We start from the raw sequence: 15,080 nt of genomic DNA, 5'->3' as shown, positions 1-15,080 counted from the left end.
CCCAACGCCTTTTCAGGTGTTGGGCTTCAGGCAATTAATCTCGCAAATTACTGTGCGTTGGTGAACCCACTTGCCTCGCGCAGTTGCCGCTCGCGCAGGGAAGCCGGGAAGCAGAAGCGGAGCACGCGTTGCGTGCCGTGCAGCTCGCGGCCTAGTTGGGCAGCGAGCTGTTCCAGCGCGGCTGCAAGTTCGGCGCCTTGTACCCCATCCGGGTGTCGATGAGCGTAGAAGCTCGCCTGGATTCCTTCGCGAAGCCTGGACAAGGGTGCTGCAAGCTGCTGGTGGTTCTCGGCCAAGCGCAGGGTGTAGTCGCTGACCGATTCTTGCTCACCTGCGGGGCTGCCGACGTCCGCACCCAGAGCACGCAGCTCATCCCATAATGCCTGGGCGCTCTCGGCACCGCCGGCAAGAACTTGTTCGATTCTGCGCCGACGCAATCGAGCGCGCTTCCAGGGGAAAACCGCCAGTAGCAAGGCGATCACCAAGACTCCAAGCACGATCATCCAGCCATAGTCTTCGGCCTGCACGGTATTTTGTTGCGGCGCGTTGGCGGTTGCGCTTTCCTCGGCCTCCGGGTCATCGAGTTCCGGGGCACCGGAAGGATTCAGTTCCTCGGGCACCTCTTGCGGCGTTTCGTTGGGCGTTGCCCCCGGGGCGTAGTCAGGTGCCTGACCTTGGCCGGGGGTCGGTTCAAAAGGAACCCAGCCGATCCCCGGGAGGAACAATTCGGGCCAGGCATGGGCTTGTTGGCCGGTTACCTCATATTCGGTGAATTCAACTTCCGGAGGCACATTGCGCCCGATCCCGTTGCCTTCGGCAAGGTCAGCAGCATTAAACGTCTCACCGGTTGGCTCGCCGGGGGCATAGCCGACCACGATGCGCGAAGGGATCCCGGACGCTCGTGCCAGCAGGGTCATCGTGGAAGCGAAATGTACGCAGTAACCTTGACGGCGATCCAGGAACGCCTTAATTACCTGCCGGTTAGCTCCGTCATAGCCTTCGCGGAGCGGCGTGCGTTCGGAATATCCGAAAGAAGCCGAACGCAGGAAATCCTGAATGGCGACGGCCTTATCGAAGTCGTTCGCCGGGGGGCCCTGCGCGCCGTAGGCTTCGGCGAGCGTCTGGCGCAGCAATTGGTCGAATTCGCCGTCGAGGTCCTCGGGCATAGAAAGATTTACATTCGCTATTTCATTCGTCAGCTCGCCGCCAAAGTAGCCAAGATTGCGCGCCATCTCCGCGCTCAAATTCATTTGCGTGTGTCCCACGGTGACTTGGCCTGTTTCGGCCATGGCATCCCCGCTGAGCCGAGCCACGGAGGTCTGCTTGGTCCAGTTCCAGGAACCATTGATGCCGGTGATATAAAAACTGCGGTCTGGCAGCGGCAGACTAGGGCTGCTGACCTGCCCATCCCAAGTCAATTGGGTGAGCTCGGGGGTTCCGTTGAAAATGTCGGCATCGGTGTCCATCGCGGTGTCCCCAAAATACGCGGATTGGAGCAAATCTTCGCTCGGTTCCCAGCGGGTGGCGCTCAGATCTTCGATAATCGAGGTACGCAGATATACCGGTTCAGCAGAACTGGTGAGATAGCTAAAAGCGACGCTTCCATTGTTCGCTCTGAGATCTCGGCCCAGATTGAGCAGCGGGTCAACGTTGCTGGCTAAGAGGTCGCCGGAAGGCCGAGTGCCTTCGGGGAGCATGCCATTGCGAAAGCCCGGCATGAACAGGCCGCTGAGAATCATCGCGAGGGCGCACGCGGCAGCGGTGACGGCGAGGATTCCCACCTGTCGTTTCGCAGGTAATCCCGCGCCTGTAGGCTCGGAACGGAAAATATAGGGGAGCAGTGCGAAATAACCAAGTATTGCCAGCGTCATCAGCACGAGATAGCCGATGCCCGCCCCTTCTTGCTTGAACAGCGACGCGATCACCGGGGCGAAGCACAATGGCATGATCACCAGTGGCGCTAGGCGCTTGAATGATGCGAGAACCTCGACCACGAGGCTCAGCACCACCGCGAGCAAAAGCAGAACGAACTCGACATATCGTGAGTAGGCCACCGGGGGCACCTGAGTGGAGAACTGTATGGCGGCCTCGGAGGCTAGCGCACCGAACCAATCGATGAGCCTCATGGAGGGGGGATTGGCGCGCATCGTTTGGTGCCCCAGGACCGCGCCAACCGCCACAAGCAAGGCAACAGGCAATGCAGCCCAGTGCCAGCCACGGATGCAGCGCAATACCCCGGCGCTGCCATGGATGAAGACCACTGGCCAGATCAAGGCTCCGAACCACGCCCCGCCTTGGACGACTCCGCTGAGCGAGGCTAAACCAGCGAGCAGGGCAAGGCTCAGAGCTGCAGCCGCTAGCGATCGCGCGTACAGGTGATGCGTCCTGGGTTTTTTGGGCCCAGCGCCCGACGCGCTGGAGTTCGGAGCTGGCCGCTGGGTCACTGCGGCGCTCATGGCCGTGACCACAATTCGTTGATGTTGGTGTTTGCCGCCAGGAAATGCACTTTCCACCCAGTCTCGGCCAGGTGTTGCTGCACCTCGCGGTAGCGCTCCGGATGGGAGACCAGCAGGAACAGTTCGACATGGCGCACCGAACGCGCCAGAGTTGCCAGCCACGCGGCCTGATTGGTTCGGAGCTCACCGAGGATCATGATGACCGGTTCGTCGCGAAAGCCCAGCAGCAGCTTGCGCAATCCCTCTCCGAGAATTTCAGGTCCCTCGGCGGCGTTAGTTGGTGCGCGCAGCGACATTTCGGCGCTCGCGGCATGAAAGTCTTCAAATCCGGTCTGGGCGGAAGCCCCAGACAGCGAGACGCTGCCGGCCTTGAGCAGCTGTTCTCCCGAAAGTTCTCTAAAGAGCAATTGATAACCGTTGGCGGCGTAGCGTTGGCCGATACTGCAGGCCAGGGAGAGCGCCATTTCAAAACGTCGGCTGCTTGGGATCGGAGGGCCGTCGCCCTGCGGGATCCCCAGACGCAGGTCCGCGCCGTTAATATGCCAGTGCTCATAGGTGCGGTCAAAGACCAACAATGCCTGGGCAGTAGCAACATGGTTTTCTTGACGCACCATGAGCTTGCCCTGCCGTGCGGTGGCTTTCCAGTGAACCTGTCGGATCGAGTCGCCTTGTTGGTAATCACGGGTGGCCACGTCATAGTAGTCGGCGGTGGTGCTTCGGGAGAACCGTGCGTCACCGGTCAGCATCTTGTCTCCGAGCGAAGCGAAGCGTTCCAGCGGGTGAATTTCGGCGCAAACGGGGACGGGCAAGGCATCTCCCGAATCGACCATGCCGTCCACTAGGCCTAAGGGGTCAGAAAGAATTTGCTTTGCCGGGCCCACCAAATGGATTCCGCGGGTGCGGAAGATGAGCTCGTACACGGTCTCTCCGGGACCGGTGAATTCGGGGCCCGGCCCAAACTCGGGTGGAAGCGATTCCTTGACCTTCGCATTCTCCGCACAGGACAGCTGCAACCTGGTGATGTCACCGACCACCGGATTTGCGGTGAGCAGTTTGCGGGTCAGTTTGGATTTATTGCGTAGCCGCAATACCAGCAACCAACTGACCAAGGCCACTGTCAGCAGTCCGATGCCCAAAGCCATCATCTCGTGGCGGCCCAGGATGTAGGCCAGGAAAATCAACAGGGCTCCGCTGCACAAGGTTGCCCAGCCGCGCACGGTGAACAGGTCAAGTTGGAACCGGCGTAGCGTTGCGGGCGTCGAATCCGTGCGTGTCCACGACAGAGCATCGCGCGAGTCGAACCGCTGCATTTTTTCCATGGCGTGCCTTGCCTATCCGACTGGTGTGGCGGAAACAAGCTCCTGGATCAAAGCAGCGGGTTCCACGCCTTCGGATAATGCCCTGCGGGTCAGGATCAGCCGGTGCGAGAGCAGCATCTCGGCTACTCCACGCACATCTTCGGGCAATACATGATCCCGTCCGTTAATAGCCGCATGGGATTTTGCGGCGCGGACCCATTGCACGAGCGCACGAGGCGAAGCGCCCAACGAGATATGCGGATGGTCGCGGGTGGCCCGACCCAAATCAACGACGTAGCCACTCAACCGATCGGTAACGGTCACCTGCCTCACTTGTTCGATCATTTGCCGCAGTTGTTCGAGCTCAAGCACTGAGCGCAGCGAGTCAAGCGGTTCGGCTACATGGTGGCTGGTGAGCATGGAAATTTCTGCTTCGCGGTGTGGGTAGCCCATCGAAATTCGACCCATGAACCTGTCCCGTTGTGCCTCTGGCAGCGCGAACGTACCTTCCGAATCTATGGGGTTCTGTGTGGCAACGACCATAAATGGCCTCTGCAATGGGTGGGTAATCGAGTCCACGGTGACCTGCTGCTCTTCCATGCACTCAAGCAGGGCGGACTGGGTCTTCGCGTTTGCCCGGTTGATCTCATCCGCGATCACGATATTTGCAAAGATTGGGCCGGGATGGAACGTGAACTCATGATCTTGCGGGGAGAACACCGAGACGCCGGTAACGTCGCTGGGCAACAGATCCGGTGTGAACTGGATTCGGTGCACGGATCCGTTGACACTGCGGGCCAATGACTTGGCGAGCATGGTTTTGCCGACTCCGGGAACGTCTTCGAGCAGCAGATGCCCTTGCGCGAGGAGCACCACAATGGTGTTGGTAATTGCTTCGGGCTTACCCGCGATTACTGTCTGCACAGCATCGAACATCCGTTGGTAATTCGACCTAAACGTCGAATCTACCAAGGGGAGTGTTGGGTGGGCACTCATGCGCATTCTCCTGGCTGGGCAACTTATCGTGCCGAGGTCATCTTTGACACGCTAAGCAATTCCCGTAGCTTGTGTTCACATCATATGGGGTTCTTTTCTCCACGAATAGCTTCTAAATACCTTGATTCTTTCCCTGTGTACCGGTGGTGGAAGAATTAGACCCAAGAACTGACAATATTTATGACGAAAGGTCCGGTGCGCAGATGAGCGAATCCGATTTCTCACGGATTCCCGAGGGGTACCGTCCGGCAGAAGAATCGAATTCTTCACCTACCGGGGAACGCGCCCGCTCGGCAAAGACAGAAAAGAACGGAAGCAAACGAAATACCCGTTACCCGGAGGCACCCGCCCCGCTGCCGGTACCGGTGATCGACAACCATACGCATCTGGATTTTCGCGATGGTTCGGTGAATGCCAGTGTGCAGCAGGCCCTCAGCGCGGCCGCAGCGGTCGGGGTGGAGGGGCTGATCCAGGTTGGCTGCGACGTGGAATCGTCAAAATTCGCCGTGCAGGCGGCCAAGGACTTTCCAAACATCTTGGCTGCGATCGCTATCCACCCCAATGATGCCGCACGCCTAGCGTTGCATGGCGAACTTGAGGCCGCGATTGAGCAGATCGAGGAGTTGGCGGCAAACGAGCGGGTGCGGGCCATCGGTGAGACCGGGCTGGATTACTTCCGAACGGGCGAAGCGGGGCATCATGCGCAGGAAAAGTCCTTCCGCGAGCATTTGCGGATCGCCGTGGAACATGGAAAAGCAGTCCAAATCCACGACCGTGACGCACATCATGATGTGGTTCGGATCTTGAACGATGCGCCGTTGCCCGAGCGCGTGGTTTTCCATTGCTTTTCCGGCGACGCCGAGCTGGCGCGGATCTGCAATGCCAACGGCTGGTACATGTCATTTTCGGGGACCGTGACCTTCAAGAATTCAACAGATCTCCAGCAGGCCTTGCGCCTAGCAGACCCGCAGTTGTTGCTTGTCGAAACGGATGCGCCGTTCCTGACGCCACATCCTTTCCGGGGGCGGCCAAATGCGAGCTACATGATCCCCCATACCGTCCGCTTTATGGCTGAAACCAGGGGTGCTGAATTAGCTCAATTGTGCGAGCAGCTAGCCGCGAATACGGGTGCGGTGTACGGCGCATTGTAGTCCTGCCGGGTGTGGTTTCCGACATATAAAGGTTGCGCCAATTATTACAATTCGGTTACGGTTATTGGAAAGCGTTGAGTTGCGAGCGCGCCCTGAGCCGGTCGCAACCTAGTGCGTTGCCGTATTTCCGTAGGGGACTAGATCCTCCGTGGATCGGGTGACGCGCAAACTGAATTTTATACCGGCGGCCTGGCCGCCACGGTTGAGCAAGACTTACCGGGAGTATCTTCCTGGCGTTCGACCTACAAACGATGGGGATCTCACTACCGTGATGCACTTGCTCAAAAAAAGCTGGGTCAAATATCTGGCCCAGGCCGTGGCTGTTGCCGTGGTCATTGCCGGAGCTGTTTTTTATATTTCCGGCCAGAAGTCCGTGACCGTGGCCATTGATGGCGATGAGCAGATCTTCACCACCCGCGCAGCAACCGTGCAGGATGCCCTTGAGCAGGAAGGCATCAGCGTTTACGAGCGTGACGAGTTGAGCGTGGCCGCAGATTCGGAGCTTTCCGATGAGCAGCGCATCGAGATCAGCCGCAACAAGTCGGTACAGGTCAGCATCGACGGCACCGACCGAGTAGTGCACACCACCGGCATGACCGTGGCGGATGTCATGGACGAACTGAAGCTGGATGAGAAGTCGGAAGTATCCCTCGGCGAAGATATCGAGCTCGTCAGCCTCAGCGACGAAATCGAGATCATCACCCCTAAAAATGTGACTCTGCTTGTCGACGAGAAGAAGCAGAAGATTTCGACCACCGCGCAGACCGTCAAGGAACTGCTTGCCGAGCAGAAGGTCAAGCTCGACAAGGACGACGAGGTCAACGTTCAAGTAGGTAAAGACACCGACAAGGACGCGAAGACCAGCACCAAGATCGAGGACGACACCAAGATCGAGGTCATCGTCGTTTCGGTGAAGACTTGGGATGAAAAGCGAGAGATCGGTTTTGATACCGAGAAGGTCAAGGATTCGAAGCTCGAAAAGGGCAAGACCAAGGTCAAAACCGAGGGCAAAAAGGGCGAGCGTGAACTGACGCTTCGCCAGGAAACCCGCAATGGTAAAAAGGGCGAGGAAGAAGTTCTGAAGTCCAAGGTCACCAAGGAGCCAGTCGCAGAGGTTATTCGAGTCGGAACCAAGAAGCCTGAATCAAGCTCGGATTCCAAGAGCTCGGACTCCAAGACCAAGGCTCCAACCGGTAGCATCTCCTCTACCTGGGCGGCTCTGGCCAAGTGCGAGTCCGGTGGCAACTGGTCGATCAACACCGGTAACGGCTACTACGGTGGACTCCAGTTCTCCGCTTCGTCATGGCGCGGAGCCGGCGGAACGAAGTACGCGCCGCTGCCACACCAGGCCAGCCCTCAGGAACAGATTGCTACCGCTGAGAAGCTGCGTGCCAACGGCGGATGGGGCCACTGGCCACACTGCTCGTCCAAGCTCGGGCTGCGCTAAGCAGCAGAAAACTTTTGACGCGACGCGTCCACCCCATTCGGGTGGGCGCGTCGCGTCGCGTCAGCAGTCCTTGCGCGCTGAACTAGAATTGTAGGTGTGATGTCTAAGGAATCTTTGCCACTGCTTGGGGCTACCGAAATCCGTCGACTGGCCGAGGAGCTTGGGATACGTCCCACGAAGACCCTCGGGCAGAACTTTGTCATTGACGGAAACACCATCCGCAGGATTGTGGCCACCGCAAATGTCGCCCCGGAGGAGACCGTGCTTGAGGTCGGACCGGGCCTCGGCTCGCTGACCCTCGGAATCATGGATGCCGCGGCAAAGGTGGTCGCCGTAGAGATCGACCCGCCGCTTGCGAAGCGGTTGCCGCAGACCATGGCCGAACTCCGTCCGGGCCGCGAAGAGGACCTGACGGTGATCCTCAGCGATGCCATGAAGATCACCGAGCTTCCGGGCAATCCCACCGCCCTTGTCGCAAATCTCCCATATAACGTTGCAGTGCCCGTGGTGCTGCACCTGATGGAGCATTTCGAATCCATCACCCATGGCCTGGTGATGGTGCAGGACGAGGTCGCCGACCGGATGTGCGCGACACCGGGAAATAAGATCTACGGTGTCCCCTCGGTCAAGGGCGCCTGGTACGGCACCATGCGCAAGGCAGGGGTCATTGGCATGAACGTCTTTTGGCCGGCCCCCAAGATCCATTCCGGCCTGGTGGCTTTCACTCGCGACAAGGATCGCAGCGACGCACCAGACCGCAAGGAAGTCTTTGCCATCATTGACGCAGCCTTTGCCCAACGCCGCAAGACGCTGCGCGCTGCCCTGTCCGGGTGGGCCGGATCCGGCGCTCGCGCCGAGCAGATCCTGCACGCTGCAGGCATCGACCCGAAGGAGCGCGGGGAGAAGCTGGACGTAGACGGATTCATCTCGATTGCTCGTGCGGCTCACACGGTGCCGGCGCTCGTGCAGACCGAAGACTAACGATGGCCAAGCAACGCGTCATCGCCACCGCGCCGGGAAAAATTAACTGCTATTTCCGGGTGGGACCACCGCGTGAGGACGGCTACCATGAGGTCGCCAGCCTGTATGTCGCGGTATCCCTGCTGGAGCAAATCGAAGCCACACTGCGTGCAGACGGTGAACTGCAGCTGAGCCTAGAACCGGGCTCGCCGGTAGTTGCCGATCCGGAAAATTTCCCGCTGGGCCAAAATAACCTCGTGTGGAAAGCCGCCGAGCTTCTCCGCGAGCATACCGGTTGCACCTTGGGTGCAAACCTCCACATCACCAAGCGCGTACCGATTGCCGGCGGGATGGGCGGCGGTTCCGCGGATGCCGCGGCTGCTCTCGTTGCCTGCAACGAGCTGTGGGGGACCGGACTGGACCGTGAAGAGCTTGGCAGGCTTGGCGCCCGGCTCGGCGCCGATGTGCCTTTTGCGCTCATGGGCGGTGCGGCCATCGGCCTGGGCATCGGCGACAAACTCGCCCCCTTGCTGACCCGTGCCAAGACGCAGTGGGTATTGATCCCTGCCAGTTTTGGCTTATCGACCCCTCGCGTCTATTCGATGCTCGACCGGCTGCGCGCCGGCCAGTGTGTTGAGGTTCCACAAGAGATCGATCCACAGGTTATTAAAGCGCTGATGGAATCGGATACCGAAGCGCTGTCGCAGCTTCTGGTCAATGACCTGACGCAGGCATCCTTGGCCTTGGCTCCGGAACTTGGAACCGTGCGGGACCTCGCCGAAGGCGCCGGCGCGCTGCGGGCCATGGTGTCCGGGTCGGGACCGACCTTGGCCCTGCTGGTGCGCGATGCCGAACACGCCGAGCAGGTGATGACGCAGCTCGGAGACGAGGTGGGAGTCGCCACCATGATGGTCAGTGCTCCGGCACCGGGCGCGCATGTGGAGCTTTCCGAATAGCTTCTTGAACCCTTGCCAGGGTGGGTGCCGTGACTCTAGAGTGATTTCGGAACCATAAAGTGAGCGTGGTTCATTTATTCGTTGTGGAACGAAGGAATCACATGATCAATGGCCATGTCTCTCATTGGTGGGAACGCCTTGGATTACCCACCTCGCGGGAAACTCTGCGCGGATCCCATGCATTTGACGTTGCCATTGTGGGTGCCGGTTTTACCGGTCTGTGGGCCGCCTACTATTTGAAGCAAGCAGCGCCTAGCCTGCGCATCGCTATCCTGGAGCAGCGCCATATCGGGTATGGGGCGTCCGGACGCAATGGCGGCTGGCTGACCAACACCATTACCGGTGGACGCGAACAATATCTGAAATCCCACGGCCGGCAAGCGGTCGACGACTTTCAGCTGGCCATGAATCAAACCATCGACGAAGTGGTGCGGGTCTGCGCCGCGGAGAACATCGACGCGGACATCCTGCAGGGCGGCGAATTCGAGGTTGCGTACAATCCGGCCCAAGAGGCACGATTGCGCGCTTTCGTGACCGCCGAGCAGTCTTGGGAGCACAGCGGGGTGCAGCTGCTGGAAAGCTCCGAAGCTGCACAGCAGATCAATGTCGCGGGCACACTTGCCGCCGCCTGGCACCCGCATGCCGCTCGGATCCAACCGGCCAAACTGGTCAGTGGGCTGGCACAGGCAGTCGAATCTCTCGGAGTAGAAATCTTCGAGAGCACCAGGGTCACCGAGATCAGTTCTCACCGACTGGATTTTGCTGGTGGAACCGTCACCGCGGACTTCATCATTCGTGCGACCGAGGGCTTCACCGCCGGAATTAAAGGCCATAAGCGCTTGTGGCTGCCGATGAATTCTTCGATGATTGCCACCGAGCCGCTGGATGCATCTTTCTGGGATGAGGTGAACTGGAAGAACGGCGAAGTGCTTGGCGATTTTGCCCACGTGTACATGTACGCCCAGCGCACCGCCGATGATCGGATCGCCATTGGAGGTCGCGGAGTTCCCTACAAATTCGGGTCGCGTACCGACCTTGATGGGATGACTCCAGCGGTGACGGTCAACGGACTCCAAGAAATTTTGCAACGGCTATTCCCGCAAGCCAAGCAAGCGGCGATCGCTCATGCCTGGTCCGGGGTGCTCGGGGTTCCGCGAGATTGGGCCGCCACCGTCGGTATGGATCCGCGCACTGGAATCGGCTGGGCCGGGGGATATGTGGGGACCGGCGTGGCTACCACCAACCTTGCCGGTCGAACCCTGCGCGATCTGGTCTTAGGCCAGAATACCGCGCTGACCAATTTGCCCTGGGTCAACCACAAGGTGCGGCAGTGGGAACCCGAACCGCTTCGTTGGATGGCCACCACGGGGCTCTATGCTGCCTATGGGATGGCGGACCGGGCCGAATCCAAGGGTGGGACGAAGACCTCCGCCATAGCGCACCTGGCGGATCTGGTGACGGGGAAGAGATAGGCGAGTTGCCTGGCTGCTGCGGAGTGCAGCGCAAGCATCGTAGATGCCGCAACCAAGGCGGTCGCCGAATTCACGGCAGCACACAGGCCAACTCGCACCTGCTCGCGGGCCTTCCCCAGTTCCTTCGACGATTCGGGGAAAGCCTCAGCGATTTTAAGCGGCGAAAGCTTCCCATCCACTAGCGAAGCATGGCATTCTCAGTAAATGACTGTGGAGCACCGTGGGTCCCAGGCGCTGTTCCAAGCGGCCCTGGCAGCTGGGGAAGACCCAACCAATAAAGCACGGGGCCTCAAAGCCCTGCATCAGAGCTGGGCCGAAGGCACGCGCATTCCCTCGCTGGTTCGACCCGTGGTGGCTCGTTCCTGGTCGCGCGCCGGAGCGCAGTACAAGGACATTGTTCCCCTGGACCTTGCAACTGTCCGCGAGCGGCGGGAATCCAATGAGGAATTGAACGGACTCGTTGAGCTGTTCAAGGACCGGTTGCTGTCACTGGCCACGCAGGCTGGAAACCAACTGGTGATCTCCGATAGCCAGGGGTACGTGCTTTGGGTTCTGGGACCTTCGATGATCCGCCGGAGAAGCGATGACATCGGCTTTGTTGCCGGGGCCAGATGGCGGGAAGGCGACGTCGGCACGAACGGCATCGGCGCCGCAATGGCCGAGCGGACGCCGGTGCAAATTTTTGGTCCGGAGCATGCTCGCGAAGAACAGCATTCCTGGGTCTGCACCTCGGCGCCGGTCAGCAACCCTGCCACTTCATCCTTGGTCGGCACCATCACCTTGGCCGGATCATTTCGCACAGCTCACCCGCACTCGCTGGCGCTGGTTTCATCCGTCGCCCACGAAGCGGAACTACTGCTGCGAGGCGAGCACGACTTAAAAATGCAACGGCTCGAACTGGCAGCAACGCTGCCGGAGGGCGCATACCTGCTGGTTGATTCCCAGGGTTCTGTGGCGTCCGCTCGTGGATACAGCATCAGCGGTAGAATCTCCTTGCCACCGGCCTTGGAAGAAGGGCGCAACTGGATCATTGGCATCGGTGCGGTGGATGCGCGCAGAACTGCCGGCGGCTGGCTCCTGCAACGAGCCGATGAGCAAGTGACGCTTGAACTCTGCGCCGGGGGCCTCCAGGAAGCGCTGGTGCATACGCCAAGCGGAACGACCCGCATTGGGCTCAGTGCCAAGCACTGGCAAATCTTGGAGCTTCTGGCGAGCTGCCCCGCGGGAGCCACCGCGGCGCAGCTCCAGGAACTGTGGCCTGCGCAAACGCCCAACGTGACTATTCGAGCCGAAATCTCCCGGCTGCGTGGAAGGCTGCGTGGCCTGATTGCCTCCCGGCCCTATCGGCTGATGGTACCGGTGTACCGCCAACCTTGATCCCTGGAGGCATGCAACCTTTTGCAACGCTTCCATTTTGTGATGCAGGTCATAGCCTTGCTTCAGGGCGGCAGAATAAGCCGCATCATTTCCCGGACTCCCGATGAATTGAAGTGATGGCTATGGCGAACAACGATCCACTGGCGCAGGCTCAAGAATGGTGCCGAGCGCTGCAGCAGGCCTTGGAAGCAGGCGATGTGCAAGGGGCCGCGGAGCTCTTCGGCGAGGAATGCTATTGGCGGGACCTCACCGCATTGACCTGGAACCTGCACACCAGCGAGGGGCGCGAAGACATCGCGAAGATGCTGCTCGGCGTCGAGCGCGGGGCATGGCCGCGAAACCTGAAGGTGACCAGCGCACAGGACGCCGATGGAGTCGTCGAGGCCTGGTACACCTTCGAGAACGATGCCATCAACGGGCTCGGGCTCTTCCGGCTGCGCGACGGCCGGTGCTGGACCCTGCTGAGCACGGCCCAGGAACTGCGCGAATATCCCGAACCTGCCGGGTCCAGGCGCGAACTCGGGGCCGAGCACGGCTCGGCCATGAGCAAGGAGAACTGGCTGGACCGCCGCGAAGCCCAGCGGCAAACACTGGGAATCACCGAGCAGCCGTACACTCTGATCATCGGTGGCGGCCAGGGCGGCATCGGATTGGCCGCACGGCTCAAACGCATGGGCGTCCCGGCCCTGGTCATCGACAAGCATCCGAGGCCGGGGGACCAGTGGCGCTCGCGCTACCACTCGCTGGCCCTGCATGACCCGGTCTGGTATGACCATATGCCGTACATCGAATTTCCCGACCACTGGCCGGTGTTCACTCCCAAGGACAAGATGGGCGACTGGTTGGAAAGCTATACCAAGCTCATGGAACTGGACTACTGGTCCCTGACCGAAGCGACCAGTGCGAAGCAAGACCCGGACGGCGACGGCTGGATCGTCGAAGTCGAACGCGACGGGGTGCCGCTCACCCTGCGTCCCACCCAATTGGTCCTGGCCACCGGAATGTCCGGAATCCCCAGCGTTCCCCGCTACCCGGGTGCCGAGAGCTTCGCCGGGGAACAGAGTCATTCCTCGAAGCACCCAGGCGGTGAACGCTACGCAGGGAAGAACGTCGTGGTGATCGGTGCGAACAATTCGGCCCACGATATTTGCGCGGATTTGGTCCAGAACGGTGCCAAGCCCACCATGGTGCAGCGTTCCAGCACCCACATCGTGCGTTCGGAATCCTTGATGAATACCGTGCTGGGGCCGCTGTATTCCGAACAGGCCTTGGCCGCAGGCATCGATCACCACAAGGCTGACCTGATCTTTGCTTCCATCCCGTACAAGGTCCTGCCGGATTTCCAGCGTCCGGCGTTCGACAAGGTCCGCGAACAGGATGCAGAGTTCTACAAGTCCCTGGAGGACGTGGGCTTCGACCTCGACTTCGGCGATGACGACTCGGGGCTGTTCCTCAAGTATCTGCGCCGCGGCTCGGGCTACTACATCAACATCGGCGCGAGCGAGCTGGTGGCCGATGGGTCCATTGCCTTGGCCCAGGGCGAGGTCTCGCACTTGACCGAGCACAGCGTGATCCTGGCCGATGGAACCGAGCTGCCCGCCGACGCGGTGGTCTACGCAACAGGCTACGGGTCGATGAACGGCTGGGCCGCCCACCTGATCTCCCAAGAAGTCGCCGATGCGGTGGGTAAATGCTGGGGCTTGGGCTCTGAAACCACTAAGGATCCAGGTCCCTGGCAAGGCGAACTGCGAAATATGTGGAAGCCAACCAAGGTCAAGAATCTCTGGTTCCATGGCGGGAACTTGCACCAGTCCAGGCACTACTCGAAATATCTGGGCTTGCAGCTCAAGGCCCGTTTCGAGGGGCTGCCCACACCCGTCTACGCGCTCGCCGAAACCTATCATCAAGCCTGATCAACTAGCTGTTCAAGGTTGACTTGTGAGCTGGGCCCGGAGGATCTTTAGACGCCGAAGATCCTCCGGGCCCAACTGCGCTTTCACCGAATCGTTGATCTCTTGCCCGGTGTTTAGAAGTTCTGGAAGGGGGAGCCGTCCGCAAGCCTTCCGCAGTGGATGAGCTTTATGCAATTTGATCTCCGTGCTCAACCCACCCCGGAGTGAATTTCCGGATATGCCGATTCAGATTTTTCACGGCGCTGGACCTGCCGCGCTCGCTCGCCTGTCGATAAGCGATCAGGATCCAATCCTTCGCCAGATTCGGCCCTGATCCGCCGGCCGGCGTGGAATGAGTGTTGATCCGCAGCGGCGAGACGAGCCACCACTTCACGATAAAAGCATTGTGAGCTGAATGATGATCCATTCGCGAGTGCGGAAAACGCCCCGGATTGGATCCGGCCAATCTGCTGAGCAAAGCCTAGAAGGCCTGGCGCCAGATCCGCGGCGCGTCTTCGCTGCATTCCATTCGGATCGGCAAGAGCGGTGTTGTTCGCGCAAGGTGCTGAATTCGGGATTTCTCCTCGATGCAGAGCCTCAGGGAGCCCTTGGGTGGGGTCATATACACCCCGATGACAGCGGTGGCTTTTCCTGCAAGGTACGCGGTCGGTGGAGTATTTGCAGGTTCCGCTGCACTCTGGTTGCGCACCGTTAGCTATTTGGCCTTGGCGGTGAGGGAGGCATCCTCTATAAGTTTAGGGCCGCGCTTCCCGCGGGTGCCGCGAAGCCCTGCCTGCCTTGAGTGCAATGGCTAGTTTTCGGAAATCGGCGGCATCCCCGGGGTGGTGCTTCGCGCTCCGATTTCTCAAACTGCGATCCTCGGCTGGGCAATTGTGCATGAAGCGTCTACCCGGACATCGGATAATCAATGTATTGATGACGCAGTTCGTTGGATCCAGTGGCTTTGAATTTAACTGAAAATATACCCTATGGGGGTACTTGACTCGATACCCTCTAGGGGTATATCGTCAAGGTATGGAAAACGCAATGGCCGCTGTTGAGGCTCATGCAAAAT

10 protein-coding genes are annotated in these 15,080 nt (G+C 59.9%); 7 read left to right on the top strand and 3 right to left on the bottom strand.

All coding sequences use genetic code 11. From position 1 onward, the window contains the following. Positions 1 to 47: 47 nt before the first annotated feature. The 3 genes from CQ019_RS17040 to CQ019_RS17030 are packed head-to-tail and all read right to left on the bottom strand — an operon-like array spanning position 48 to position 4,750. Positions 48 to 2,456, bottom strand: a complete 2,409-nt coding sequence (locus CQ019_RS17040) for a transglutaminase domain-containing protein (protein ID WP_105570233.1) — start codon at positions 2,454 to 2,456, stop codon at positions 48 to 50. Continuing rightward, a complete protein-coding gene (locus CQ019_RS17035; RefSeq protein ID WP_105553886.1) occupies positions 2,453 to 3,775 on the bottom strand; it encodes a DUF58 domain-containing protein in 1,323 nt (440 codons plus the stop codon). Before CQ019_RS17035 ends, CQ019_RS17040 begins: the two co-directional genes overlap by 4 nt. Positions 3,776 to 3,787: 12 nt before the next feature. Then, positions 3,788 to 4,750: a MoxR family ATPase gene (locus CQ019_RS17030; protein ID WP_105570232.1), complete on the bottom strand. Its 963-nt coding sequence runs from the start codon at positions 4,748 to 4,750 to the stop codon at positions 3,788 to 3,790. Between the two features lie 203 nt (positions 4,751 to 4,953). Here CQ019_RS17030 and CQ019_RS17025 point away from each other — a divergent pair, with 203 nt between their 5' ends. From CQ019_RS17025 to CQ019_RS16995, 7 genes are all read left to right on the top strand, one after another. Then, positions 4,954 to 5,901 carry a TatD family hydrolase gene (locus CQ019_RS17025; RefSeq protein WP_105570231.1) on the top strand — a complete coding sequence of 316 codons (948 nt, stop codon included), beginning with the start codon at positions 4,954 to 4,956 and terminating at the stop codon, positions 5,899 to 5,901. A gap of 271 nt (positions 5,902 to 6,172) precedes the next feature. Then, the gene (locus tag CQ019_RS17020) at positions 6,173 to 7,348 is read left to right on the top strand and encodes a resuscitation-promoting factor (RefSeq protein ID WP_181148602.1); all 1,176 of its coding nucleotides are present in this window, start codon (positions 6,173 to 6,175) and stop codon (positions 7,346 to 7,348) included. 99 nt (positions 7,349 to 7,447) lie between these two features. After that, positions 7,448 to 8,329, top strand: coding sequence for a 16S rRNA (adenine(1518)-N(6)/adenine(1519)-N(6))-dimethyltransferase RsmA (rsmA, locus tag CQ019_RS17015; protein ID WP_105553882.1), 882 nt, complete (start codon positions 7,448 to 7,450; stop codon positions 8,327 to 8,329). 2 nt (positions 8,330 to 8,331) lie between these two features. Continuing rightward, entirely contained in the window at positions 8,332 to 9,264 is a 933-nt protein-coding gene (locus CQ019_RS17010; RefSeq protein ID WP_105553881.1) for a 4-(cytidine 5'-diphospho)-2-C-methyl-D-erythritol kinase, read from the top strand. 101 nt (positions 9,265 to 9,365) lie between these two features. After that, positions 9,366 to 10,736 (top strand): FAD-binding oxidoreductase, encoded by a 1,371-nt coding sequence (locus CQ019_RS17005; protein WP_105570229.1) that lies wholly within the window; start codon positions 9,366 to 9,368, stop codon positions 10,734 to 10,736. Positions 10,737 to 10,940: 204 nt separating this feature from the next. Beyond that, positions 10,941 to 12,113, top strand: a complete 1,173-nt coding sequence (locus CQ019_RS17000) for a GAF domain-containing protein (RefSeq protein WP_105553879.1) — start codon at positions 10,941 to 10,943, stop codon at positions 12,111 to 12,113. A gap of 122 nt (positions 12,114 to 12,235) precedes the next feature. After that, positions 12,236 to 14,026, top strand: a complete 1,791-nt coding sequence (locus CQ019_RS16995) for an NAD(P)/FAD-dependent oxidoreductase (protein ID WP_105553878.1) — start codon at positions 12,236 to 12,238, stop codon at positions 14,024 to 14,026. Positions 14,027 to 15,080 lie beyond the last annotated feature (1,054 nt).

Origin of the sequence: Arthrobacter sp. MYb229 (genome assembly GCF_002975405.1) — a bacterium.
Lineage (GTDB): Bacteria > Actinomycetota > Actinomycetes > Actinomycetales > Micrococcaceae > Glutamicibacter.
Note: the sequence above shows the minus strand (reverse complement) of the source record. Positions and strands in the feature narration are given on the sequence as shown.

What these genes read in the sequence shown, in the direction of transcription:
- CQ019_RS16995 (WP_105553878.1), top strand. Translation starts at nt 12,236, where the DNA reads ATGGCGAACAACGATCCACTGGCGCAGGCTCAAGAATGGTGCCGAGCG.
- rsmA (WP_105553882.1), top strand. Translation starts at nt 7,448, where the DNA reads ATGTCTAAGGAATCTTTGCCACTGCTTGGGGCTACCGAAATCCGTCGA.
- CQ019_RS17040 (WP_105570233.1), bottom strand. Translation starts at nt 2,456, where the DNA reads ATGAGCGCCGCAGTGACCCAGCGGCCAGCTCCGAACTCCAGCGCGTCG.
- CQ019_RS17020 (WP_181148602.1), top strand. Translation starts at nt 6,173, where the DNA reads ATGCACTTGCTCAAAAAAAGCTGGGTCAAATATCTGGCCCAGGCCGTG.
- CQ019_RS17005 (WP_105570229.1), top strand. Translation starts at nt 9,366, where the DNA reads ATGATCAATGGCCATGTCTCTCATTGGTGGGAACGCCTTGGATTACCC.
- CQ019_RS17000 (WP_105553879.1), top strand. Translation starts at nt 10,941, where the DNA reads ATGACTGTGGAGCACCGTGGGTCCCAGGCGCTGTTCCAAGCGGCCCTG.
- CQ019_RS17035 (WP_105553886.1), bottom strand. Translation starts at nt 3,775, where the DNA reads ATGGAAAAAATGCAGCGGTTCGACTCGCGCGATGCTCTGTCGTGGACA.
- CQ019_RS17025 (WP_105570231.1), top strand. Translation starts at nt 4,954, where the DNA reads ATGAGCGAATCCGATTTCTCACGGATTCCCGAGGGGTACCGTCCGGCA.
- CQ019_RS17010 (WP_105553881.1), top strand. Translation starts at nt 8,332, where the DNA reads ATGGCCAAGCAACGCGTCATCGCCACCGCGCCGGGAAAAATTAACTGC.
- CQ019_RS17030 (WP_105570232.1), bottom strand. Translation starts at nt 4,750, where the DNA reads ATGAGTGCCCACCCAACACTCCCCTTGGTAGATTCGACGTTTAGGTCG.